Annotated in this window: 18 protein-coding genes; 7 read left to right on the forward strand and 11 right to left on the reverse strand. The window is 62.1% G+C overall.

Features of this window, described 5'->3' with window-relative positions; all coding sequences use genetic code 11:
* Positions 1-53: 53 nt before the first annotated feature.
* Together V7714_RS00185 and msrB are read right to left on the reverse strand one after the other, a co-directional pair.
* Entirely contained in the window at positions 54-1988 is a 1935-nt protein-coding gene (locus V7714_RS00185; RefSeq protein WP_335387224.1) for a hypothetical protein, read from the reverse strand.
* 1 nt (position 1989) lies between these two features.
* On the reverse strand, positions 1990-2385 hold the full coding sequence (gene msrB, locus V7714_RS00190; RefSeq protein ID WP_290332374.1) for a peptide-methionine (R)-S-oxide reductase MsrB: 396 nt from the start codon (positions 2383-2385) through the stop codon (positions 1990-1992).
* Between the two features lie 156 nt (positions 2386-2541).
* Between msrB and V7714_RS00195 the strand changes: the two genes are divergently transcribed.
* From V7714_RS00195 to V7714_RS00215, 5 genes are all read left to right on the forward strand, one after another.
* Positions 2542-3321 (forward strand): SDR family NAD(P)-dependent oxidoreductase, encoded by a 780-nt coding sequence (locus tag V7714_RS00195; RefSeq protein ID WP_335387225.1) that lies wholly within the window; start codon positions 2542-2544, stop codon positions 3319-3321.
* The gene (locus V7714_RS00200; protein ID WP_335387226.1) at positions 3306-4034 is read left to right on the forward strand and encodes a substrate-binding periplasmic protein; all 729 of its coding nucleotides are present in this window, start codon (positions 3306-3308) and stop codon (positions 4032-4034) included. Before V7714_RS00195 ends, V7714_RS00200 begins: the two co-directional genes overlap by 16 nt.
* On the forward strand, positions 4031-4453 hold the full coding sequence (locus V7714_RS00205; protein WP_335387227.1) for an RNA-binding S4 domain-containing protein: 423 nt from the start codon (positions 4031-4033) through the stop codon (positions 4451-4453). Before V7714_RS00200 ends, V7714_RS00205 begins: the two co-directional genes overlap by 4 nt.
* A gap of 522 nt (positions 4454-4975) precedes the next feature.
* Positions 4976-7495 (forward strand): alkaline phosphatase D family protein, encoded by a 2520-nt coding sequence (locus V7714_RS00210; RefSeq protein ID WP_335387228.1) that lies wholly within the window; start codon positions 4976-4978, stop codon positions 7493-7495.
* 165 nt (positions 7496-7660) lie between these two features.
* Entirely contained in the window at positions 7661-8413 is a 753-nt protein-coding gene (locus tag V7714_RS00215) for a hypothetical protein (RefSeq protein ID WP_335387229.1), read from the forward strand.
* A gap of 38 nt (positions 8414-8451) precedes the next feature.
* Here V7714_RS00215 and V7714_RS00220 read toward each other — a convergent pair whose 3' ends face one another.
* Positions 8452-8871 carry a DUF1801 domain-containing protein gene (locus V7714_RS00220; protein ID WP_335387230.1) on the reverse strand — a complete coding sequence of 140 codons (420 nt, stop codon included), beginning with the start codon at positions 8869-8871 and terminating at the stop codon, positions 8452-8454.
* A 441-nt stretch (positions 8872-9312) separates the two neighbouring features.
* Here V7714_RS00220 and V7714_RS00225 point away from each other — a divergent pair, with 441 nt between their 5' ends.
* Together V7714_RS00225 and V7714_RS00230 are read left to right on the forward strand one after the other, a co-directional pair.
* Positions 9313-9996 carry an alpha/beta hydrolase gene (locus V7714_RS00225; protein WP_335387231.1) on the forward strand — a complete coding sequence of 228 codons (684 nt, stop codon included), beginning with the start codon at positions 9313-9315 and terminating at the stop codon, positions 9994-9996.
* A gap of 127 nt (positions 9997-10123) precedes the next feature.
* The gene (locus V7714_RS00230; RefSeq protein ID WP_335387232.1) at positions 10124-11176 is read left to right on the forward strand and encodes an NAD(P)H-dependent flavin oxidoreductase; all 1053 of its coding nucleotides are present in this window, start codon (positions 10124-10126) and stop codon (positions 11174-11176) included.
* A gap of 54 nt (positions 11177-11230) precedes the next feature.
* Here the strand turns inward: V7714_RS00230 and pelG are convergent, their stop codons facing one another.
* The 8 genes from pelG to V7714_RS00270 are packed head-to-tail and all read right to left on the reverse strand — an operon-like array spanning position 11231 to position 24705.
* A complete protein-coding gene (pelG, locus tag V7714_RS00235) occupies positions 11231-12601 on the reverse strand; it encodes an exopolysaccharide Pel transporter PelG (protein WP_284196865.1) in 1371 nt (456 codons plus the stop codon).
* Positions 12601-14160 carry a GT4 family glycosyltransferase PelF gene (gene pelF / locus V7714_RS00240; protein WP_335387233.1) on the reverse strand — a complete coding sequence of 520 codons (1560 nt, stop codon included), beginning with the start codon at positions 14158-14160 and terminating at the stop codon, positions 12601-12603. The genes pelG and pelF overlap by 1 nt, the downstream gene beginning before the upstream one ends.
* Positions 14160-15149 (reverse strand): hypothetical protein, encoded by a 990-nt coding sequence (locus V7714_RS00245; protein ID WP_290332383.1) that lies wholly within the window; start codon positions 15147-15149, stop codon positions 14160-14162. Before V7714_RS00245 ends, pelF begins: the two co-directional genes overlap by 1 nt.
* Positions 15146-16555: a PelD GGDEF domain-containing protein gene (locus V7714_RS00250; protein ID WP_335387234.1), complete on the reverse strand. Its 1410-nt coding sequence runs from the start codon at positions 16553-16555 to the stop codon at positions 15146-15148. The genes V7714_RS00245 and V7714_RS00250 overlap by 4 nt, the downstream gene beginning before the upstream one ends.
* A 3-nt stretch (positions 16556-16558) precedes the next feature.
* Positions 16559-17092 carry a hypothetical protein gene (locus V7714_RS00255; protein WP_335387235.1) on the reverse strand — a complete coding sequence of 178 codons (534 nt, stop codon included), beginning with the start codon at positions 17090-17092 and terminating at the stop codon, positions 16559-16561.
* 49 nt (positions 17093-17141) lie between these two features.
* Positions 17142-20993 (reverse strand): tetratricopeptide repeat protein, encoded by a 3852-nt coding sequence (locus V7714_RS00260; protein ID WP_335387236.1) that lies wholly within the window; start codon positions 20991-20993, stop codon positions 17142-17144.
* Positions 20994-21029: 36 nt separating this feature from the next.
* Positions 21030-23786, reverse strand: a complete 2757-nt coding sequence (locus V7714_RS00265; RefSeq protein ID WP_335387237.1) for a bifunctional glycoside hydrolase 114/ polysaccharide deacetylase family protein — start codon at positions 23784-23786, stop codon at positions 21030-21032.
* A 7-nt stretch (positions 23787-23793) separates the two neighbouring features.
* Positions 23794-24705: an NAD-dependent epimerase/dehydratase family protein gene (locus tag V7714_RS00270; protein WP_335387238.1), complete on the reverse strand. Its 912-nt coding sequence runs from the start codon at positions 24703-24705 to the stop codon at positions 23794-23796.
* Positions 24706-24855: the final 150 nt, after the last annotated feature.

The following is a 24855-nucleotide window of genomic DNA, read 5'->3' on the forward strand; positions in this document are numbered from 1 at the left end:
GGATGCTCCGCAGTTGGCCAGGCCGTGCGGTAAAGCGGTTCTATCGCAGCTACTTACTCCAGCGTGAAACGCTGCATCAGATTGCCGGGATAGCGCACATACAGGCTGCCATCGGCAGCGACCCAGAAGGCATCAAACAGATTGCTCATGTTGCCGCTGGTGGCCTGGACCTGATAATCCGGCCGTAACTGATACTCGACACCTGCGGCATTGCTGAGTGTCAGCCGGCCCTCACCGGAAGGTGAGACAAACCAGCCGCCTTTTTCTGCCGCCTCGGTGATAAAGGCAAGATCATGAAAAACCGGGTAGATCAGTTGCGAAGCACCTTGGCCGTTGTGCCAGTGCACGATGCCTTGGCCATCGACCGCTATGCTGGTGGGCACGATGGCAGGAACCGTGCTGTAACCCAGCTGTGGCCTGCCCAGCAGGAAGGTGCCGGCTGAGTCTGGATTGCTGCTGTGTAGCTGCAACAGGCCGTTGCTGGTTATCTGTGTCTGCAGGCCACCCTGTTGTAGCAGGGGGGCGAAGCGGTTGATGTCCTGCAGCACGGAGGTGACGTCCAGTTGCAGCAGGGGGCTGCTGAAATGGTAGCTGCCATCGGTGTTGAACTGGCTGAGGCCGGTACTGATGGCAGCCAGGTTGCCTTGCGGAAAAACCGACAGGCTGGTGCCGGGAATATCCAGCTTGAGTGTGCCATCAGCCTGCTGGCTTACGCTGGCGCCCAGCTGCGTTGCGAGGTAGTCCTGTGGGCTCATGCCCAGCCGGGCTGGTATGTTGCTGCCGCTAAGGCGCGGTGCCCAGAGGGGGTAAGCCGTCAACCCATCCGGGCGTTCCAGCCGGATGGGGTCGCCGGCTTTGCCGAGCTTGCCGCTGAGCGAACCGTAGTAGACCCCCAGCAGCTGGCCGTCACCGTCGAAGCGTGCAACTTCACCGGCTTTCAACTGCAGTGTGGTTGCCGCAGCAGTGACATTCTTGGGTGGGTAGAGGGTGAGGGTAACATCGCCGTTTTCCAGCGAGATCGCGGCAGTGTCGCTCTGCCGGCTGATGTGGGCAGTGGCGCCTGCGCTGCCCGTGCGTACCGTGACTTCCCGCAGCAGGGTTTCGCTGCCGAGCAAAAAGCCGCCCAGCAGGCTGTTGCTAGCCGTATTGCGCAACATGGCCTCGCCTTGGGTCAACAGCAGGCCGGCCTGGGTGCCGCCTGCGGGTTGGCGCAAAGCGTAGGTGGCGAGGAAGGTATTGCGCTGTTTGGTCAGGGTCTCGGGGTTGGTCTGTACGGTCAGTGTCTGTCCACCCAGCTGCAGCTGGGTTAGGGCTTGCGGCGCAAAGCTAATGAATACCCGGGTGCTGGCACTCTGTGCAAACTGCAGGGGGGCAGCTGGGGCGCTCAACAGGACCAGCAGGCCGTTCTCGGCCACGCCCACCTGGCCGGAGAGGCTGCCGATATTGCTGACCATGTCCAAGGTGGCGGGCTGGGCGGTAAAGCCGGTGGCATCGTCCAACTGCCCTGCTGCCAGGTCGCCTTCGAACTCGAACGGCTCCGCTGGAGAGCTATTGTCGTTGAAGTCGATGCGCAGTGACTCCTGGGCATGGCCGCTTACCTTGGTGGCATTGCCACTGTGCACTGCACTGTCTGCCAGTGTGATGCTCAGGTTGTAGACATCGTGCCGGTCTTCATGGCTGGCGGCGCTGCCGCTCAGGCTGAGTGTGGCTTCCGTTGCGCTGCTCACCAGCAGGCTGGCACTCAGGCCGGCTGGCAGGTGGGCGATGCTGGCACGGCCAGTGCTGAGCAGGTTGGTGCCCACCGGGGCATTGAAGCTGTCGCCACTCAGTTGCAGTGTCAGTGCATTGCCCAGCGCGCCATTGTTGCTTGCCGCTTCGGTGAATACCGTGCCGGAGTAAACCAGGCTGGCTGCCTGTGCGCAGGGTTGCAGCAGGGCAAGCAGCAGGCAAAGGGTAAGCGGCGTGTGGCGTGAGCGGGGTGTTTGCATGTCAGCCGGACTTTGGTTCTAGGTTGATGGACGCCGAATTGACGCAATAGCGCAGGCCATCGGGGCCAGGGCCATCGGGGAAGACATGGCCCAGATGGGCATCACAGGCTGCGCATAGTATCTCGGTGCGTATCATGCCATGAGTCGTATCCCGGCGTTCGTTCACGGCGCCGGGGATGGCCTGCCAGAAGCTGGGCCAGCCGCAACCGGCGTCGAATTTGGTGGTCGAAACAAACAAGGGCGTAGCGCAGCAGATGCAGCGATAGGTACCCTCGGTGGTGGTATCCCAGTAGATGCCGCTGAACGGTGGCTCGGTATGGGCGTGGCGGGTGACGCGGTACTGGGTTTCATTGAGCTGAGCGCGCCATTCGGCATCGGTTTTGCTTACTTTGGCCATGGTGGCTTCCTCGGTGTATACACTGGAAATACTTGAATACGAGTAAGTTGGGTGAAGCGGGGCGTAAATGCAAGGGCTTGCCCTGGCGCAATAAGCGCTGGATTACCTCATGCTAGACTCCGCACCCTTGGTCGAACTCAACTCCGCAGGCTGACAATGCAACCCTGGCAAGATTTCAATGCTCCTTCCGATTACCTGAAAGACCGCGTCATCATTGTGACGGGCGCCGGTCAGGGCATAGGCGAGGTGGCCGCCATGAGCCTGGCTGCGCATGGTGCAACCATGGTGCTGGTAGGGCGTAACGACAAGAAACTGGCCAAGGTCTACGATGCCATCGAAGCTGCCGGTGGCGCCAAGCCCGCGGCCGTGCCGGTAGATCTGGCCGCCATGAGCGATCAGGACTGCGTCAACTTCGCCAACTTGATCTGGAAAGAGTTTGATCGGCTCGATGGCATAGTCCACTGTGCCAATGGCTTCAATCATCTGTCGCCGCTGACCAACCAGAAGCTGGAAGAGTGGGTCAGCATGTACCGGGTGAATGTGGCTGCGCCGTTTGCCATTACGCGGGCCTGCCTGCCCTTGCTCAAGCGGGCGGAGGATGCCAGTGTGCTGTTCGTGGGCGAGCAGCATGCGTTTGATCCCAAGGCCTATTGGGGTGGTTTTGCCACTACCCGTGCCGGCCAGGCTGCGCTGGCCAAGGTGGCGGCAGATGAATGGGACAAGGCGCCCATGCCGCGGGTGAACCTGCTGGTGCCAGGGCCAGTAAAGAGCCCTTTCCGGACCAAAACCCATCCTGCCGAGGATAAGGAAGCCATCCCGGCTGCGGCCGATATGGCCAGTGCTTTCCTGTGGCTGATGGGCCCCGCCAGTGCCGAACTGCGTGGCCAGACCTTGCGCTTCAATCCTATGGACACCAGCGGATGGGCAGGCGACTGATCGCCCTGTTGGCTAGCTTGCTGCTGTCGTCTGCCGGGGCGGCAGTAGAGGGGATAGTGACTGCCGACATCCTGCCCATGGCCTACCACCAGGACGGCAAGGTGCGCGGCATGATGTATGAGATGGTGCAGGAAATGGCACCCCGCCTGGGTTTCCACGGCGACATCAAGTTTTATCCGTGGCCACGCGCCCAGGCAACGGCGCGCTCGGGTGCAGCCATGCTGATCTTTCCGGTATCGCGCACGCCGGAGCGGGAAAAGCTGTACACCTGGGTAGCGCCGTTTGGTGCCATCCGGCATCTGATGCTGACCCGCCGCGACCTGAATTTGCCGCTGGACAGCCATGCGGTCATGGGCAAGTTACCGGTAGGGGTGTTGCGCGGTTCACCGCACCGCGCCATGTTGGAAAACTTGGGCTACCGACGCATTCTGGAAGAACCCAGCAATGAGGCATTGCTGCGCTTGCTGGATCAGAACATGGTCGCCGCCATCGTTAGTGGCGACTGGGTGATACGGGCCACCTTGCAGCAGGCTGGGCGGGACGAGCGGCAGTTTGTGTTCGGGACACCGTTGTCCAGCACCGATATATACATAGCCGCCTCTTTGACCACGCCGGAGGTGGAGGTGCTGGCTTGGCGCCAGGCCATTGAGGCTGCCCGCCGCGATGGGGTGATAGATCGCCTGATGAAGAAGTACGGGGTGACCACGCCATGAGCCGCAAGCCTGACGATACGAGCAGCGCGGATATACGGCTGGACAAATGGCTGTGGGCTGCACGGTTTTTCAAGACGCGCAGCCTGGCGGGCACCGCCATCGATGGCGGTCATGTGCACCTGAATGGTGAGCGCGCCAAACCCGCTCGCCACCTCAAGCCCGGCGACCGATTGCGGATACGGACGCAGACTGAAGAGTACGAAGTGCAGGTCTTGGCATTGAGCGAGAAGCGCGGGCCGGCTACTGAGGCGCGTTTGCTGTATGTGGAGACGGCAGAGAGCGAGGCGGCACGCCAGTCCCGGCGCGAGGCACAGGCGCTGGCGCCGGTGTTTGATCACCCCGATGTGAGAGGCCGGCCGACCAAGAAATGGCGGCGGCAGTTGCACTACTTTGAACGCAAGCTGGCTGGCAGCGAGTAGGCCGCCGGCATCGAAACACAACAGGCCACCTACAACGGTGGCCTGCTGCATATTGCAAAGTGGTTCCAGCTATACCCATGGCGCGATTTACCGCTTGGCGTGCATCCGCGCCACCCCAGATTTCACCTTGGGCTTGAGGGCTGCGTCGGCCGATCCGGCTGGTTGTTTTGTGCCCACTCGAGCCTGCCCATGCCATCTGCTGCTTCTCTGCTGAGACAAAGCCAGCGGCCATGCGCTGAGCGACAGTAAGTCGCGAACCATCTGTCTCTGACGGGCAAAGTCGAGCTGATTCGGGATACGCGCTTGCGACCCTCAGATTCTGACACGACGTAGTCGCATGCCTTGCTGGCGTGTCTGTTTATGGGAATTCCGGCGGGTCTGTCGCTTTACCGCCACGCTTCGCAAAGAAATCGCAACGCAAGGCTGCTAATTTGAGCACTTGCTCGATACATTGCCGTTACGGCTCCCCCGGCCGGGGGTTTACGACCCGGCTGGCTTCCCGATAACTATTAGGAGAACACGATGGATAGAAGACAGTTTATGAAGGCCGGTGGTTTTGTCACTGTGTCGGCCGCGACCGTGGGTTTGCCCGGTTGTGGCGGCAGCAGTGCTTCCACCGGCCCGGACACGCCACCTGCCAGCGGTACCAGCTACAAGTTTCCCCAGAGTGTGGCCTCGGGCGATCCCAAGCCTGATGGCATCATGCTGTGGACGCGCGTGGTGCCCAGCAGCGCGGATGATGTCACGACGTCTTCTAGCGCAAGCAATTTCAGCGTTCGGGTGCTGGTCACCGAAGCCGACAACGCTGCGGCCCTGGGCAGCAATACCGCGCTGAGCGGCACGACGGTGGTGGATACCGCCATCCCGGTGCTGGCCGAGTTCGATAATACCGTACGCCACAAGGTCACCGGCCTGAGCGCCGGCAAGACTTACTACTATCAGTTTGTGGCGGGCGATGTGCGCTCCAAGGTAGGCCGGTTCAAGACTGCGCCAGCCAAGGATGCCGATGTGGCCCAACTGAAGTTTGCCTTCCTCAGCTGCCAGGATTGGAGCATCAACCACTGGGGTGCATACAGCGACCTGGCCAGCCAGAACCTGGACTTCATCATTCACCTGGGCGACTACATCTACGAAACCGTGGGTGAGGCCTTCCAGACCGGCGCGGTGGAAACGCGCCACACGGCATTGAGCCTGCCCAATGGCACCTTCAAGAATGGGGTGAGTGGCGCCAAGTACGCAACCACCCTGGCAGACTACCGCTACCTCTACAAGCAGTATCGTACCGACAGCCGCCTGCAGGCCGTGCATGAGCGTTTTGCCTTTGTGGCGGTGTGGGATGACCATGAGTTCAGCGATGACTGCTGGAACGATGCCGAGACCTATAGCAACGGCAGCTATAACGCTACGGGCGGTGACAACAATCACCAGACCACGCGTCGCCGCAGTGCCAACCAGGCCTGGTTTGAATTTATGCCGGCCGATATCTACTTCAACAACACCACGCCAGACGGCTATTTCAATATCCGCATCTACCGCGAATTGCAGTTCGGCAAGCTGGCGCATCTGGTGATGACCGACGAGCGGTTGTACCGCTCCGACCATATCATTCCAGAGGCCGCACCCAACCCAGCCACGGGTACCGCCATAGGCAGCATAGGCAGCCGCTATATGGCGCCGGAGACCACCCTGCTGGCCATCGAGGCGCAGAAGATGGCGGGTGCCAAGGCGGTGGGGCTGGATGAGCTGGTGTTCACCTCCATCCTGGGCCAGGTGCAGCGTGACTGGTGGAAGGACACGATGAAGAACTCCACGGCGACCTGGAAGCTGTGGGGCAACGAGGTATCGCTGTTGAAGATGGGCGTGGACGGTACCAATGCCATCGCCACCCTGTTGGCCTTGCAGGCAGTACCGACCCTGGCTGCCGGCATACAGACTGCGCTGGCATCGACCGGTGGCAATGCAGCCATTGCGGCCGTCATCGTGACGGCCCTGACTGCTGGCGCAAGCCAGGCTACGGCAGGCGCTGCCGGCATGGCTCTGGCCACGGCCGATGCCATGGGCACCAGCTTGCCCGCGGCCGGGGTGGATGCGGGCCTGAGCTCGGCTGACGCGGCCATTGCGGCAGCGGCCTATATGGCAGCCAAGGCGGCAGCGGCGGGTGGTTTGGCCGCGCAGGTAGCGGCCGGGGCGCAGACCATCGCCTTTGGCATGATCAAACCCGATGTGGTGGCCAAGAAGGCGAACTCAAACTTCATCCCCGCCAACATGAAGGCAGGCCTGGCCCCGTTCTTCACCAAGTTCGTGATCAACGCCGACCAGTGGGATGGCTACAACGCTGAGCGCAAGCTGTTGATGAAGCACCTGAAGGACAACAGCATCAAGAACGTAGTGGCGCTGACCGGGGATATCCATGCCTTCTATGCCGGTACCGTGCATGACGACTACAACGGCGCTGGCGGCGGCACACCGGTCATGGTGGACCTGGTCACTGCAGGTGTCAGTTCGGATTCTTTCTTCAGCTACCTGAAGGATGCCGTGGGCAGCCTATCGGCCAGCCTCGCTACCTTGGTGTACTACCCCCTGACCGTGCCCGTCACCGGCTTGGGTGATGTGATGCTTAACGTCAATCTGCTGGACTACACCCTGGGCAAGGCCGCGCCTACGGCAGCCAGCCTGGCCGAGAGTCTGCGCGTACAACTGCGCGGTGCCCTGGCTGCCAAGGGGGTGCCCGAGACGCAGCTGGATGGCTTTACGACTGCAGTGTTGACCGGTTTACAGGCTGCGCCGGCGTTTACTGGCCAGCTGTTGCCGCTGGCAGGGCAGTTGTCCAGCCTGAACAGCAACCCTTGGCTGAAGTTGGCCAATACGGATGCGCAGGGCTATGCCGTGGTGACGCTGACGACGGCTGGCCTGAGCTGCGAGTTCCGCCAGGTGAACAAGCTGGTGGGCGGCAATGCGCCCTCGGCTGGGCTGCTGGTGGCCAAGACCACCACCGCTACGGTGAGCAAGGATGTGGCGGCGGTAACGGTCAGCGGTAGCTGATAGCCAGTTTGACGGCTACGACAGCCCCGCTTTAGCGGGGCTGTCGCTTTGTGGAAGGCTGCTTTGCGTACCCTGCAAGATGACCGTTCAGCGCTTGGCCCGGATTTCGCTTAAGGAGAGAGCCTGCCATGCCGATAAGGCCTTATCCCACCGAGAGCTGCCGCCATGAATCTGTCCTCGCTCCATCAATCATTACCCAGCCTGTATCAGCAGCCGGCCAATGGCAGTGCGCAGGGGGCCACGCGCCAGCAGGAGGCGGGCGGCAAGGCCAGGGATGCCAGTGATCCCTTGATACGTGCCAGCGATATCATGCAAAAGCGGGTAGACCAGATGCAGGGTGCCATGGGCGACATGGCGCTTGGCCTGGCTCAGGGCTTTGCGCAAAGCTTGCTGGGCAGTGCGGCCGAGGGTGCCAGCATACAGTTTGATGAGACAGCCATAGCCAGCCGATCACGCTTCAGTGCAGCTGCATTCAATCGTACCGATGAGAATGGCCAGTTGCGTGCAGCCGGCTTCCAACTGGAGGACACCAGCGAGTTTACCGGCCGAGGCACCATTACCACGGCCGATGGTCGGACCTTTGAGTTCGAGCTGGAAATTCGCTACAGCGCATCGCTTACCTCGCTGGCGGCTGAACGTCGCAGTGGCGGAGAGGCGGTGCCGACGACTGTCGGTGGCGGCAACCGTCCACCGCTATCGGCAGACTTTGCCGGCTCGGCGGTGGACCTGCTCGACAGGCTGACCAGCGAGCCGGTGCGCCTGCCCTTTGCGCTAAGCTGGAACCCGGCAAGCGAAGATCAATCTGCGCTGGCCGGCGACATGGCCATGCGTATCCTGGGTTTGCCGGGCGGCGAACGCTATCTCGACTGGCTGCCAGACTGGCAGGGCGATCAGGGCGGCGTGGATATGCGGGTGTGAGCCGGGTAGGGCTTTGAACAGGCTCTTACGTATGGCAGCTATTTGCTGCGCTTGGCTGCTTTCGACTTTACGCTCGCGCCATTGAGTTCGATAGCGGCCAGTATCAGCGCCTTGAACGCGCTTGCGTCCACCACCTCGCCCTCGCGTATATCGATTGCCCGCCTGGTATTGCCCTCCAGGCTGGCGTTGAAGAGCTTGTCGGGGTCGCTCAGCGCCGCACCCTTGATGAAGGTCAGCTTCACAACCGACTTGTAGGACTCGCCGGTACAGATGATCCCATCGTGCGACCATACCGGCGTGCCCATCCACTTCCATTCCTCGACGACATCGGGGTCGGCTTCCTTGATCAGCGCGCGCATTCTGGCTAGCGTCTCTCCACGCCAGCAGCCGAGCTCGGCGAGCTTGTTGTCTATCAGTTCGGACGCCAACTGGCTTTCCATCGTGTGCGACGGCTTCATGTTTTCCTCCTGAGCGATCCGTTTTTTCCTCGTCTTTTCCAGAGCTAGCCTAACCCAGATTCTCTGGCCATGGCAGACGCCATGCTTCCCTGGCCTGGGCTACTCTGCCTATTGTGCCAGTGTCCTATCGCTAAACACTGCCACGGCTGGTGTGAGCAGGCGGGGTTGCGGCGTAGCCTGCCTATCGACAGGGCTCCTGCATTACCCTGCGCCTAGGTCTTGTTGCCACAGATCGCAGGCACTGCCTGCGGGGTTTTGGTAGCAATCCGGTGTAGGCTGTGCTTTATACCCCATGCCTAGTTACGTTTCAGATATGCACAACTGGCGCCGACTAGGTGAAAGACATTGGACAGGAATTTGAATATGCAGCTGACGAGAGCGATGATATTTCGGTGGGTACGATGGGTATTCCTAAGCTGGGCCTTGGTCTCTACAGCTTGGTTGGCCAACTCCGTACGTACCCAGGGTGTGGATGATGCTTTGCTGAGCAGTTCAAGTACCGTGACGGTAGCCGATACGGAGGCTCAGCTGTCCTTCATTCCTACCAGGCCATCTGGCCGTTCGGCACTGGTTTTCTATTGTGGGTCGGGTGTTGCGGCAGCCGCCTATGCACCTTTGCTGCGGCCACTGGCCGATGCGGGGTATCCGGTCTTTATCATCAAGTTGCCTTACCGTTTTGCACCCCTGCAGTCACACCGTGAAATAGCCTTGGAACGGGCACGCCAGTTGATGGTGGTACAGCCTGCAGGCTTGCGCTGGGTGGTGGCGGGCCATTCGCTGGGCGGCGCACTGGCAGCCCGTATGGCAGGCTCAGACCAGGCCGGGTTGGCGGGCCTGGTGCTTATCGCGACGACCCATCCCAAGGAGGAGGACTTGTCCCACCTGGCCCTGCCCGTCACCAAGATATATGGTACCCAGGATGGTGTGGCCGAACCGGCCACCATATTGGCCAATCGAAGGCTGCTGCCTGCACATACCCGCTGGATCGCGGTACAGGGCGGCAATCATGCACAGTTCGGACACTATGGCAGGCAGTTGCTGGACGGCAAAGCCGAGATCAGTCGTACGGCTCAGCAGGCCGTTGCCAGGTCAGCGCTGTTACAGATGTTGGAGCAACTGCGATAACAGACCTTGGGCCTTTTTTAACAAATATCGTTCTATGGCTGCCGTGTTGTGAGTTAGGTGCCAGAGGTGGCTACCTCTTCACCATACTCGGTATCACGAAAGCTCACCCCTCATTGCTGGAGTCCCTATGCCCGGTTCGACCTTGTTCGGTACTCGCTATCCCCTGATACAAGCCCCCTTGGCAGGCGTACAGGCCAGCGCCATGGCTATTGCGGTGAGCCGTGCCGGTGGCCTGGGTTCCTTGCCTGCAGCCATGCTGTCGCTGGCGTCGCTGCGTACCGAGCTGGCGGCGATACAGGCCGGCACCGACCAGCCTTACAACGTGAATTTCTTCTGCCATACGCCACCTAGCCCAGTGGCAGAACGGGAGGCTGTCTGGCGGGCTGCCTTGTCGCCGTACTACCGCGAGCTGGGGCTGGATATCGACAGCGTGCCGGCAGGGGCGGGGCGCATGCCATTTACGCAGGAGGCTGCCGCGGTGCTGGCCGAATTCAGGCCTCCGGTGGTGAGTTTTCATTTCGGCTTGCCGTCAGATGACTTGCTGGCACGCGTACGGAGTTGGGGTGCCAAGGTGATTTCCTCGGCCACTACCGTGGCCGAGGCACGCTGGCTGGAAGCGCACGGCGTCGATGCCATCATTGCCCAAGGGCTGGAGGCAGGCGGGCACAGGGGCATGTTTCTGTCAGATGACCTCAGCACCCAACAAGGTACCTTTGCCTTGCTGCCGCAAGTGGTGGCAGCGGTGCAAGTGCCGGTGATCGCGGCGGGTGGCATAGCAGATGCCCAGGGTGTACGGGCGGCGCTGGCGCTGGGGGCTGCCGCCGTGCAGGTCGGTACGGCCTATATGCTGTGCCATGAAGCCACCACCAGCGTGGTGCACCGGGCGGCCTTGCAGAGCGAGGCGGCGCAGCATACGGCACTGACCAATCTGTTCACCGGACGGCCTGCGCGTGGCATCGTCAACCGGGTGATGCGTGAACTGGGGGCGATCAACGAGGCAGTGCCTGCATTCCCGCTGGCCACGGCGGCCATGGCGCCTTTGCGCAGCCAAGCCGAGGCGGCGGGGAGCGGTGATTTCTCGCCTTTATGGTCGGGCCAGAATCCAACGGGTTGCCGGGCGATACCGGCGGCAGAGATGACCAGGCTGCTGGCGGTGGGTTGCGGGCCCAGTGAGGGGTGATTGGCGGTTGTACCGTCTTTGGCACGACAGACTCACGAATGCCCCTCAAGATCGCTACTGCAGCATGAAGGTTTCGTATTCCAGGGTTTCCAGCTTGCGATCCAGTACCAGCATGGCCACTGTCACCGTCAGCAGCATGGCGGCGGCAAAACCGTAGCCGTAGAAGGCTGCCCCCAGGTAGAGGCTGATGGAGGTGAACAGCACGTTGCTGACCACCAGCAAGCCGGTCAGCATCAGCACGATACGGCGGCGATCGAGGTAGAAGAACACGTTCAGCAAACCGAGGAACACCACCTGCAAGCCGGCAGACACTACATCGACATAGAGCAGAGGCAGGTGCAGACGGCTGATGTGCAAGGCGTCGAGCAGGATGGGGCCGAGGGCAAATACCAGCAGGATGGCGATGCCCTGGATCTTGACGATCTCGGCGATGCCCTGGCGTATGGTGGCCACCATCTCGTTGCGCATTTCCTCGATGTACTGCAGCGTTTCGCCCTCGCGCACCGCGTTGTAGAACTTCTCGTAGTATTCGACGAAGTCGGTCTCCATCCGCACCAGGAACACCGCCATGCCTGGGATGATGCTGAGGTAGGCCAGAAAGATGGGGAAGTCGTAGATTTCGGATGCGCGCAGTGGGCCTATGACCTGGTTGGAGGTATAGGGGTAGTACCAGAAGATGAACTTGTCTGCCCAGGCCGCCAGGTTGTAGAAGAAACCGGTCCAGATCAGGCTGGGGTAGACCTTGCGTACTTCCAGCCAGTCGAAGCGGACAAAGTCTGCGCCTGGGAACTCATACAGGACCAGCGCCACCATGCCCCACAGCAGCACGCTTTGACCGATGAAGAACCCCCCCATCAGGCCTTCCAGGCCGAAAGGACGCATCAGCAGCGCGGCCGCGACGGTGATGCTGTAGCCCAGGAAGAACAGCAGCACGATGGCTTTGTAGCGCTTCATGCCGCTGAGGAAGATGGCGGCGATCCAGATATCGGACATGACCACGAAGGAGCCGGCCAGCAGCAGGCGGTAGAGCACGCTCTCCTCGGGGAACAGGAACAAGGCAGAGAGACCGCCAAGCAGGCCTGCGGCCAGGGTGACTGCCAATAGCACGCCATTGAAGTTGGCGAGCACGATGTAATCCTTGTGCTCGAACAGGCGGTCGGCAATAAAGCGGGTGAAGCCTAGCTGGATAAACCCTGTCAGTATCAGGCTGACCGCCATGATATAGGTCACGGTGACCTGGAACTGGGCAATGAGGAAATCCGGTACCACCACGGCAATGCTGAAAAAACCGATCAGCAGCACCCCCAGGATGGACAGCACCCAGGGGCCGGAGCTGATCAGGCCGGCGTAGAAATAGCCCTGCAGCAGGCCCAGATAGCCTTTTTTGTTCAGGAGCTTACGCAGCTCGAAGCCTATCCCCGCCATCAGGCCACCGTCTCGGTATCGGTGGTGTCCGGTGTGGCGGCCTCACCCAGCAGTTCCTGGTATAGCGTGCGATAGCGGCCGAACATCAGGTCATCGGTATAGAAGCGCTCCACCCGGGCGACGGCCGCGGCCTGGCAGGCCTGCCAGACGTCGAAGTGTGACAGCAGGCGCAGGCAGGCCCGGCCCAGGGCCTCGGGGTTGGCAATGGGTACGACTTCGCCGGAGGGCCCCAGGGCCTTGTCTTCGTCTGTCAGGCCGTAGATCAGCTGGCTGCAGGAGCCTACATCGGTCGTTACCGCCGGGATGCCGGCGGCGTAGCCTTCCAGCAAGGAAAGCGGCAGCGCCTCGGAGATAGAGGAGAGGATCAGCAGCTTGACCTTGGGGAAGATGTCCTCAGGCTTCTGGAAACCCAGGAACTTGACGTTGTTGCTGAGTCCCAGGCTTTCCACCAGGTCGCGGCATTCCTGTGCGTAGGCCGGGTCTTCGTTGTCGGGGCCGACTATCCAGCCTTCTGCATTGGGCAGTTCGTTGGCGACGGTACGCATGCCGCGGATAAAGGTCTTGATATCCTTGATGGGCACCACCCGGCCCAGCAGGCAGAGTATGGGTGGGCTCTTGGGGCTGTCGTCGCGGTTGGGCCGTATGGGGGCGAAGCGCGTCAGCTTGATGCCGTTGGGGATATTCAGGGTGCGCTCGGTCGGGGCGCCGTCCTCTACCTGCCGCAGGCGGTTGTTCTCGTACAGTGCCACGATCTTGTCTGAGGCATCGTAGCAGGCCAGGCCCAGGCCCTGGAAGAAGCGTATCCACAGGCTGCGGAAGTAGCTCAGTTCGCTGGCGTGCTTCTGGAAGGCATCGCGGTTGTCGCGCACCCAGTTGCTCTGGAACAGGTCTATCTTGCGTTCCTTGGTATAGATGCCGTGCTCGCTGGTGAGCAGGGGCTTGAGCCGCTTGTTCTTGAGCAGCGCGCCCAGGTAGCCGGCATAGCCGGTGGATACCGTGTGGAACAAGCGCACCGGTATCAGGTTCTGGGTGACACGGGCCAATGTCCACAAGGGCTCGTGCATGGAGCGGACGGTCCAGAAGTAATCAACAAAGGAGGGGTCGGTACACCGCTCGCGGTACTGCTGGCAGATGTACTCCCAACTGGTCTTGGCATAGAGGAATTCGGCCTCGCCCACATCCTTGCTGTCGAGCAACATGCTGGCCAGCGCCTTGAATACGGCATCGCCGCCCTCGGTGCTGCCGGAACGGAACCAATCGTGTAGCTCACGCACGGTCTGCATGGTCTGCGGGTCGCCCTTGCGGGGCTTGGTTTCGGATTCGCCGTGCTTCTCGTGCAGGAAGTGGGTTTCCAGGTGCACCACGTTGTCGGGCATCTGGTAGCGTGGCTGGCCGTATTCATCAGGGTTGGAGCCGATGAAGACGATGGCGTAGCGATATTCAGGGAAGGCCGTCACCATCTGGTGTACCCAGCTGGAGACACCGCCCGAGATATAGGGATAGGTACCCTCCAGCAGCAGGGCAATATCGGCGGAATCGGCTTTACGTATGATGGCCATCAGGCTGTTTGCGTCCAGTAGCGTTGCAGGGCGTTGACCAGGGGTGATTGCCCCTCGGCAGGCAGTTGCGCCATCAAGCGCCTTACTTCTTGGTAGTTTTTCTTGCGCCAGGCCAGTTCGGCCAGGTAGGGCACCACACTGCTCACCGGCTGGCCAAATGCCTGGGCCGCCATGAAGCAAGGCAGGGCGGCGTCGGCCTGGTTGTTCTCCAGCCGTATCTTGCCCAGCAGCATCCACAGTCCGGCATCCTCTGCCATGCGGTCCAGGCAGCTCAGCGCATAGCGCTCGGCCTGGGCCAGTGTGTGGCGGCGCATGTCGCCCTGGACCAGCCGGTTGTGCACCAGCTCCCAGTTCAGCTGTGCCAGCGAACGGTCGCGATCCAGCCTGGCCTTGTCGTCAGCCGGCTCCTCGTGGTTGAGCCGGTGGATATGTTCGGCGATTTCGCGCTCCTGGTTAGCCAGGATGCCGTAGGCTACCAGTCGGATATCATCGACATCACCAGATAGCGCCTCGTGCAGCAAGGGGTTGGCCAGGCGGCGGGGCATGGCCTGGGTGGTCAGCAGTGCCTTCATGCGGATATCGGTGCGGGCGCTGGGATTGAACATCAGCGCCTTGACCCCGCCGGCAGCGTAGGCGCGTGGGCTCTGACCCCGGCCGGAACGGTAGTTGGGCGGTTCGACCTCGCCAAAGGGGGCGAAGACTTCTTCGCGCTTGACGAAGCGGGCCAGGATTACGGCCAACAGGATGCCGAGCACGCTGATGCCAGGGATGAAGAAGCAAAGCGAAAAGAACAGCAACAACGGTGCACGCGCCGGAAAGCGGTAGTGTGGCGGCAGGAAGTGCAGCCCGGTGAACGAGAACACCACGCAGGCCAGGGCATGGCTGGCCAGCAGCAGGGTGACCCGCAAGGGCTCGGCCTCACCGGTGATCAGCGCCCCCAGGGCACCGATATCGAGACTGGCAGCAAACAGCAGCCGACCGCCTATCACGTGCGATCCCTCAGTGGTGCCAGCGCCTTGCGTACCAGGCTGGCTGGGTCTACCCCCAGCAGGGGCTCGGTATGGATGGTACGGTGCTGCATGCTGAAGTTCTGGCCGTACAGGTCATCGGCCCATTTGCCTATGCGCTCGATATAGCCATCCACGCCGGCATCGTTGGTCATGGGTAGCAGGGTCAGGACTGCATGGTAGCCCTCGCCGGTCAGCAGCCAGACGCCATCCAGGCCCCGCCGCATGCGGCGTATGCCTTCTATGGTGTCGGCGCCGCGCTCGGTGTTATGGAATACCTGCAGCACCAGCCAGCTTTCCACCTTGCCGGCATTGGCCAGGTGCAAGAGGCGGCCCAGCTCTTCGGCGAATTCGGCCGGGCAGTCGGGCGTGCCTTCGCGCAACTTGCGTGTGCTCTCGGGCGTGGCCAGTGAGTCGGCCAGATAGCCTACCAGGGCCGCCAGCATCACCAGGGTTTCCTCGTGCAGGGCGAAGAAGCCGATGCGCCTGACGGTGATCAGCCCCAAAATGCGGTCATCGGCAGTCAGCAGCGGAGCGACCAATTGGTACTCGCTGGGCTGGCGGCGGCCTATGCCTTCCATGGAGAGGTGGGTCAGCAGATGGTTTTCCAGTGCATGCGCTACCATCGGGTCGTCCTGGTTCATGTTTGGACGTACCGGCTTGCCATCGGGGCCGGGCAGGCTGCCTACATAGGCGATGGCCTCATTGCGGCCATTGGGCAGGGCGTACAGGCCGGCTTCTTCCACACCACAGAACTGGGCCAGCAAGCGCAGGAAGCTCTCGGCGTCGGCCTCGGCTATCCAGCCCGTGGTGGCGGCCTGCTGCCCCATGCGGCGGGTGTCGATCAGCGTCTTGAGCGATGCCAGGGCATCACGCATGGTGGTGGGTTTGAGCAGGAACTCATGTTCCAGCCGGTCGTGCGAGAGTCGCATCAGGTAGTACTGGTTGGAAACACGGCGCAGGCGTTCATACAGGTAGGCATTGGTCTCCTGCACCCGGCGCAGCTGGATATTCCAGTTGCCGGCAAACTCACCCGCCAGCATGGTGGCGATCAAGCCACCCAGGAAGTACAGCTTGGGGAAAGGGCCAAAGGCCGCAGCATCGCCTTGTCCGCCCAGCCACCACCAGGCCAGTATCATGCAGGTGGAGCCCAGGCCGGCGGTGACGCCATAGCGCAAGGCGAGCAGCAAGGGGGCAAACCAGGGCCAGGGAAACTGGGCTTGTTGTGCCAGGGGGTCGGCCGGGTCTATCCAGCGTGACAAGGCCAGCATGAGGCCGGTCAACACGATGGTTTCAATGGCAACCCAGGAGACCGTGGACTGTTCAGCCGGCTTCAGCCGCGCCAGCAGGGCGGCACGAAGCCAGTGCAGGTGATAGGCAAAGCGCATCGGTCAGCGGCTGGGCAGGTCGGCGTCGTCAAGCAGATCGTCGATCAGCTTCTGGGCGGTGACGGCGATGGACGAGCGGCTCCAGCCACTCTTGCCGGCCACACCGCTCCACACCACATTGCCGCTGGTGACATCGATGATGTTGAGGCTGATGCCGACGGCGGGTTCGCCATCGACGCCGACCTTGTAGCGCCATTCCTCCACGCTGCCCTGCACCGCGTAACGCACGCCGGCCTGCTTGGCCCAATCCAGCGCCGCTGTCTGGCTCTTGCGGTCTGCTGTTTCAAACAGCGCTTCGGGATTGAGCTCGGCCGGGTAGCGTGCCACTTGTTGCAGGCCCTGTGCCTGCATCAAGGCGAATACGATGGATTCGGCGGCCAGGCCGGCCTGGGGCGTATCGCTGTGGTTGGCCATGGGCAGCAGCGCCCATTTGGCATCGGGCTGCCATTGCGGCGCCCGGCTGCTGTCCAGCGTGGCGCAAGCACCCAGCCATACGGTGGCTGCCAGGGTGAGCAGGGTTTGCACGGTGCGTTTCATGTTTGTTTCCTCATCGCTTGTAGGCCGTTGGGTCGCTTGATCTATTGTCTCAGCGGGGCAGTTTGTCGAACCAGTATTGCCAGCTGACCACCACACTGCGGGTTTGCTCATTGGGTTGGCTACGGGTACCGCTGGCCTGCACCAGTTCCAGCCGCAGCCTGTCTACCCCGCCCGGCAGGGCGCCGAACAGGCTGCCGCCCATACCGATACGCACATCGTAGCCGCTGCCCGAGACCGTGTTGTGGGATAGGGCCAGGGTGGCATGGGGCGCCCATGCCTGCCGATAGGGCTCGCGGCCGGTCTCGTTGTAGCCGAAGGCTAGGCCATACTGGGTGCTGGATTGCGGCATGAAGGAGGCGAGATAGGGGCGCGGGTCACCGGTCTCGCTGAAATCGGCCACGGCGCCTGGCAGCAGGTAGAGATAGCGCAGGGGCACTTCGCCGTCTGCCTTGTAGCGCCCCCGGCTGGCGGTGAGCCGCAGGTTGATGTCGGGCTCATCCAGCCTGAAGCGATGGCCCAGCTCGGCTTCCAGCACCTTGCCGGAACCGAAATACTCGCCCCGCTGGGCGCGGTAACGCCAATCGCCGTAATCCAGCCGCAGGTATTCGCGGCGGCCTATCTTCCAGTCCAGCCCCAGGCTACCGCCATCGCGTTTGCCCGCCACGATCAGGGTTGCGGCATCACTGGTGGCTTGGCCATAGTGCGCCCCGGCACGCAGGCCCAGATGGCCATCGACCTGCCAGCCGGTCTCCAGCTTGCCGGTATAGAAGGTATCGAAGCCATAGCGCCGGCCGCCTTCGATGGCGAGATCCAGTTTTTCGCCTTGATAGCGCCAACCCAGGCTGGCGCTGCGATCATGCGGCGGTACATTGATGAGCGTACCGTCCTGCACTTGTTGCTTACGGTCTTCGCTCAAGGTGCTAAGGCTGTGGTGGCGGTTGAGCGACAACTGCGTCTTGCCTATCCAGGCAACGGTTTGCAGCACGCCCCGTTCGCTAGCTTCAATGCCGCCAGCCACCTGGTGGGCATCGGGGAAGTAGGCCTCGGTCAGCAACTGGTGCAGGATGGGGTCGCGGTCACGGTAGCGCAGGCCCTCGGCAGCCCAGCCCAGCTCACGGCCGTGATCATCCAGCATGCGGGCGCCGTAGATGCGATCGTAGATGGGCATGGCGGCACCGGCGCCACCTTCGCCACCCGGTACGCCACCACGGCCCAGCAGGCGTGCGAGCTCGGCGGTGTCTTCGTTGGCCAGCGCGGTATTGAGACGCAGGTAATCGGGCGTGGCCAGCCTTTGTGCCTTGCGGCGCAGCAGGAAGTAACGTGCTGACAGCGGCTGGTCGCGGCTGTTGAGCCAGCTGGCCAGCAGTTCAGCACGCGCCAGGGTATCGCCCTGCTGGTTGCTGGGGGCGGCCAGCAGCAGTCGCAGGAAGGGTGTCTGACGGTCGCCCGTGGTTTCGCTCAGTGCAAGGCGTGCAGCGTCGATCAGGTTTTGCGGCACCTGGACAAAGCGATTGGGGTGCTTGCGCGCCTCTTGCAGCAGTTGCTGCCACAGGTAGCGATGGATGGCGCGGGCAAGTTGGGGATAGCCGGATTGCTCCTGTGCATCGGCATAGGTTTCCAACCAGTTGCGGCTGGGTTCGGTGCGGTTGCGACGCATGCGCTGCAGCTCTGCCCGGAAGATGGCGCGGGCAATCCTGGGTTGACCCAGTTGCAGGAAGGCGCTACCCACCGCCTGCGCCATGGCACCGCCTCGCATGGCCTCATTGCGCCAGGCATGGGCGTAGCCCTGCAGTTCGTCATACTGCCGCATATCCAGCAACAGCCAGATCAAGCCGCTACGGATGTCATTGTCACCAGGGGCAAGGCTGAGGGCGGTCTTGCTATTGAGCAGGGCGCGCTCGGGCTGGCCGTTTTGCAGCCTGACCTGGGCCGACAAGGCATAGAACTGGGCGTTCTGGCTGAACAGCTGGCGCTGAGCCGGCGTCATGGCGTCCAGCCGCTGGGCCAGGGTCTGCCAGCGTAGCGCGGCAGCTTCCAGATTGAGCAGGGCCATGAACAACTGGGCATCGCTGTAGTGCAGCCAGGCCAGTTCTGCCGCCCTTGCGGCTTCGGCTGGCTCTTGCCGCCAGGTAAGGTAGTAGTAGGCCGCCAGATCGCGTTGGGTGGGTTTCTCTGCGGCGATAAGTCGCTTGTAGGCGGCGCGGGCGTCGTCTTCCTTCTGCAGCAGGTTGGCCAGTTCGGCAAACAGCTGCCAATAGGCATCGCTGGCGCCTTGCTTGTCGCTATCGCGCAGGGTGGCGAACGCCTGTTCCATCTGGCGCAGGGCAATCTGGGTCTTGGCCAGACGCAAAGCCAGCGCGGGTGTCATGCCTTGATCGGCCGCCAGGCGCTGCAGGGTGGCGGCCTCGGCAGGACGGTCGCCAATGTGCTGCTGGAAGTCGGCCAATCTGAGCAGAAAACGCGCCTCGCGCTTTTCACGATAGAGCTGGTCGAGAAAGGCAATGGCCGATTCCGGCTTACCCTGGGCATCGTAGGAGTTGATCAGCTCCTCCAGCCTCAGCTCGGTACCGCGACCGCCCTTGATCATGGCCTGCAGGGCGGCGACACGCAGGTCTTCGTCCTGGGTCAGGGGGGTCAGTTCCTCCACTTGCGCCCAGGCGGTGGCATCACCCAGCTTGGCCGCAGCCAGCCAGTGCTCCAACGCTTCGTCCGGCCGGCTGACCCAACGGGCCACCTGCGCCAGCCGGCGGCGCCAGGCCATGTCCTCGGGCCGGGCGCGGACAGCGGCCTGAGCCAGTAAGTAGGCATCATTGACGTTACGATTGGCCAGGAAAACATCGTAGCCGAGCCGGTACAGGTCTTCATCGAAGGGGAGGGCCGGCGGCTTGCCATTGAGTGGGGGAAACAAGGGTTCGCTGGTGGCGGAGGTGTTGGCGACCAGCATGAAGCTGCCAGGGTAGGCGGGCTCGCCCAGCCCGGCTAGCGAGCCCTGATACTGTTGCAGGTATTGCTGCATGGCCATCTTGAGCGCGCGCTTCATATACCGCTCGGCCAGGGCAGGCTTGCCGACAGCCAGGCTGACCTTGGCCAACTCGGCCCAAAAGCTGCCTTGCTCACCCAGGTTGGTCGGCGGCTCTGCCAGCAGTTCGCCCGCACGGTCATACAGCCCACCACTTTGCAGATCGCGCACGGCTGCCAGGAACAGGCGACGGCGTTCGGTCTGAGAGCCGCTACGCTTGAGTGCCTGCATGCGGAAGCCAGAGGCCGCGCGGTAGCTGCCCTGGCTGAGCGAGAGGGCGGCAAGCTCTTCGAGCTCGTCGGCACGCAGCTGATTTTGCCGGGCAAGGTGTTGCTGCAATTTATCCAGCAAGCTGCCACCGGTAAGTGGGCGCATCAGTTCGGGTTTGAGTAGCTCCAGCAACTGGCGGTCTACGGGGCCGTGCTCAATCAGGCGGATGACCAGTATCTGGATTTCGCGTTCCAGCACGCGGTAGTGCGAGGCGGTATGCCGTCCCAGTGCACGGTCGCGCTGGGCTACCTTGAGCAGCAGCAGATCAATGCGCTGCTGCCATTCCGCCTCATGACGCTCACGCAGGCTCTCTGCGATGCTGCGTGCCACGCTGAAGTTGCCCAGTACCATCTCCTGTTCGGCCAGGATCAGCTGCAGCTCAATGTCGCCGGGGCTGGCGCGTACCAGGTTGCGCAGGTATTGCAGGGAGAGGGCGTCTGTGCGGGCTTGCGCGGCGATCTCGGATAGCTCTCGTCCCTTGGGGAAAATCAGCGCCAGGGCCGCTGTGGCGCCGGCTGCCAGGGCCAGCACCGTGGTAGGCGGAAACAGCCGCTGCCGTGGCAGCTGCTTGCGCTCATCCAATAGCCCAGCCGGGGCGCCTGCTTTTTTCACAGCACGCTCCGGGTGAGGCAGTTGGCGGGGAGTACGTTAGGGACTGCAGGCAAGATCAAGATCGGCAACCTGTTCGGCCAGTTTGTATTGGGTGCCAGCGGCAGTGCGGCTTAGGGGCTTGATAGGGCGGCCTGCCTGGCTGAGGGTGCAGTGGGTGTCATGGGCAAGGCTCCATTGCAGTGGCACGCCGCCCTCGAGCTTGAAGCGCACGCCATCGGCGCGTGGCTGCCAGGTGGCGAGGTGGGCATTGGCTTCGACCAGATAGGGGCGTTTAGCGGCTTCGGCTGCGACTACGATGTCGGCAGATTGCTGGCCGCTCAGGTGCAGGTAACGGCCTTGCGGTTGCGGCCGCCAGCCGGCGATGCCCTGGCTGGTGGCGAAATCAGGTGTGGCGCTCTCGGGCAGCCGTACAGTACGCAGCGCCCCTTGGTTGCGTATGCGCCAGCCGCTGTCGGTCTTGGCCACCACGACCTGATTGAAGCCGATGACGCGGTCTATATAGGCCGATGCGTAGAGCGGCAGGGTTTCCTGGCTCAGGGCATAGCGGTAGACCTGGTGCAGGGCTTCTATGCTGGCCTTACGGCTGGCAGAGTAGGTGTGGTAGTAGATATTGATGGGCTTGAAGCGATAGGGCTTGTCGGTCAACTCAAAGGTTTCTATCACCCGACGGAAACCCCAATAGGGGCCTTTCCAATCGTTGGTGTAGATGTTCTCGTTCTGGTTGGGCGCGAAAATCTGGAAATTGCCGCCGCCCTTGTCCAGCCCCAGCGATGAGATACGGGTCCAGGACGGGTGGGCGCGTGTGATGGTGGTATCGCCTGCATTCATATTGCGCAGACCGGCCTTGTAAGTCGCGGCAACGGTCTCGCCATCGGGGTCGCAGTCACCACTCCACAGCAAGACCTTGACCTGCTTGCCAGGTGGCGCCAGGCGGCTGTTGATATAAGCGGCCGAACCGGAAATCTCGCGATCTACGCTGAATTTGTAGTCCTTCAGCTGCAGGTTCATGCCATAGAGGCTGCCTTCCACCTTGCGCTTGCCTGTCAACGCCTGCCAGAAGAAGGGGTGGCTGTAGGTATGGCTGGCGACTTCCACATGGGGTAGCGCAAAAATCGCGCGCGAAGTCGTTTCCAGCGACTTGGCCATGCTGCTCCAGAGTCCATTGGGTGAGGTCTCGCCTTCAATGACCGACACGGTGTGGGGCACCCGATAGCGCTCAATAAAGTCGCGCCGCATGACTTCGGCGGCGGTGGGCGAGCCCGGTATCTCGGCCAGGCTGGGAAAACCATCGCCATCGATATGGGTCAACCATAACCGTCGGCCATTCTCAGTGGTGGTATCGGCAATGGGCATGGCCGGCAGTTGCAAGGCGGTCTTCAGGAATTCCAGCGGTTGTATCACCCAATAGGTGTCGGTTTCATCACCCGGCGCCAGTTCCACGACATAGGGCCCAAGTGCATAGCCGCCCCAGGGCGTGATGCCTACCGGGTCCTGCTGTAGATCGCCACTGGCCAGGCTAAGCCAGGCCTCGCCCTGGTTCAGCTTCATGGGCTCGAAGTTGTCGCGCTGGGGGTAGGGCTTGTGCTCAAAGCCGACGGCGGTGTGCTGCCTGGTGATGCGCACGGCTTCGGTGGCATTGCCTTCACGTACGCTGATACCGCGCTGCGCCATCCAGCCCGGATCGTTAAAGCCAAAGCGCGACAGGATGGCCAGCGGCACGCCTTCGTTGCGGGCACGATCAAACAGGCGCTTGATATCGCCGGCACGGCTGGGCAAGTCGCCATTCAGCCAGCTGACTATGCCGGCGTAGCGTCCTGCCAGGGCGATGCTGGGCAGCGGCTGCTGTACATCCACATATTCAGGCACCAGCCCCAGGTAGTTGAGCGGGGTGGCGAGAAAACGAACGTGGTCGGACTCCATCAGGTTGTCGTACTGGGCGCTGTCATACAGCACCAGCACACGCCGTGGCTGCACTTCAACCTGGCCCACGCCCAGTATGTCGAGTTCAGGTGTGGCTACCCAGGGAATAAGCCCGTGTGCGCGGATGCGGGCAGCCACTTCGCGGGCCTGTTGCCTATCGCCTGCGGGTACGTAGTCGATGGCAATGACGGGCAGCTTCCATTGCTCCTGTATCGGCTTGATCTGTTGCAACAGCCAAGCGCGGTCGGCTTCCGGTACCTTGCTGTATTGGCGATTGGCGGGCTGCCAGCGGGCCTCCAGCGATTCAAATGCCACGCCGGCTGCAAGCCCGTGTACTTCCGGCAGCACCTCGAAACCACGATTGAACAGCAGCTTGGCTTCTGGATATCTGGCTTTCAGGGCCTTGAGCGTACGTATCAGGCCAGCCTGCTGGGCGGCCTGCTCTGCCGGTGTACTGGCCAGCAGCTGCCAGGAATCCAGGGTGTCGAGAAAGAAGTGCCGCCAGCCCTGCTGCCACAAGGGGGTGATGATCTGCTCGACAAAGAAGGCAGGCCATTCGGGCTGGCTCTGGTCAATGATCTTGCCACCCCAGGCGGGGTTGCTGCTAGGGAGCCAGGCCGAGGGGATCTTGCCGGCATAGCTGCGGCGCGCCTCCACTTCGCCGACGCTGACATAGGCGAACCAGTCGGTTTCGGGGCTGGCTGCCGGCGCGGCCTTGAAGTGGTCGGGCTCCAGCACTACCCAGTCGAAGGCGCGCAGCTCATTCATTGGGGGCTGAGCGCCATAGAAGAAAGCGACAGCCGGCTTGCCACTGGCCGTGGCCAGGCAGGCCAACAGCGCAGCGATCAGGGTACGGCAGAATTTTTGCAGCATAGGTCGCTTAGCCGGCCAGCAACTTGGCCAGGCCTTGTTCCAGGGTGACAAAGTCAAAATGCCCAAGCGCCGCCAGCAAGGCGCTGTTGTGTGCGGCAGAGTGGACGATGTCGCCTGAACGTGCGGGTTGATGGCTGACATCGAGCTGCTTGCCGACCACCTGCCCGAAGCTGGCGATGACCTGGTTGAGGGTACGGCTTTGGCCCGTGGCCACATTCAATACCCCGGTCTGATCGGCGAACAGGGCACGCCGGTTGGCTTCGGCCACATCGCCGACATAGATGAAGTCGCGGGTTTGCTCGCCATCGCCAAAGACCAGCAGGGTGGCTTGCTGCTCGATTCGCTCCTTGAACTTGGACAGTACGCCTGCGTAGGGCGAGCGCGGATCCTGGCGTGGTCCAAACACATTGAAGTAGCGCAAGCCCAGGCAGGACATGCCGTAGAGTTCGGCGTAGAGCTTGGCATACTGATCATTGATCAGTTTTTCGAGGCCATAGGGCGAGGCGGGGTGGACAGCCGAGCCCTCGCTGAGCGGTAGCGTGATGGGTTGACCATAGACAGCCGCCGAGGAGGCATAGACAAAGCGTTGGACGCCCGCCTGGCGTGCGGCATCCAGCACATTGATAAAGCCGGTGAGATTGCGTTCGGCCGAGGTGGGCGGTGCATCGACCGAGGCTTGCACCGAGACCTGCGCTGCCAGGTGCAGAACGCGATCAACACCCTGCATGGCATGCATGACTGCCTGGGGGTTGCGGATATCACCTATCAGCATTTCCAGTTGGGGATGGTCTGGCAGGTTATCGGGCCGGCCGGTACTGAGGTCGTCCAGTACGCGTACCGCATGGCCCTGCGAGAGCAGGTTCTCAACCGTGTGTGAGCCGATGAAGCCTGCGCCGCCGGTGACCAGTATCTTGCTCATGCCCCAACCCTTCTTGCCCTAGTAGGCAATGTTGTTTCAGGCCCGCATTGGAACAGGCTTGCCTGCTGCGCACAACAAGACTATTCGAACCTGCTGATATGCCCGCATAGCATTGATGCTGCTGGTTTCATGATGTTGGAATATTAGCCT

The sequence above is a fragment of the Chitinimonas sp. JJ19 genome, from assembly GCF_036961565.1.
In the GTDB taxonomy this organism is placed as follows: Bacteria; Pseudomonadota; Gammaproteobacteria; order Burkholderiales; family Chitinimonadaceae; genus Chitinimonas.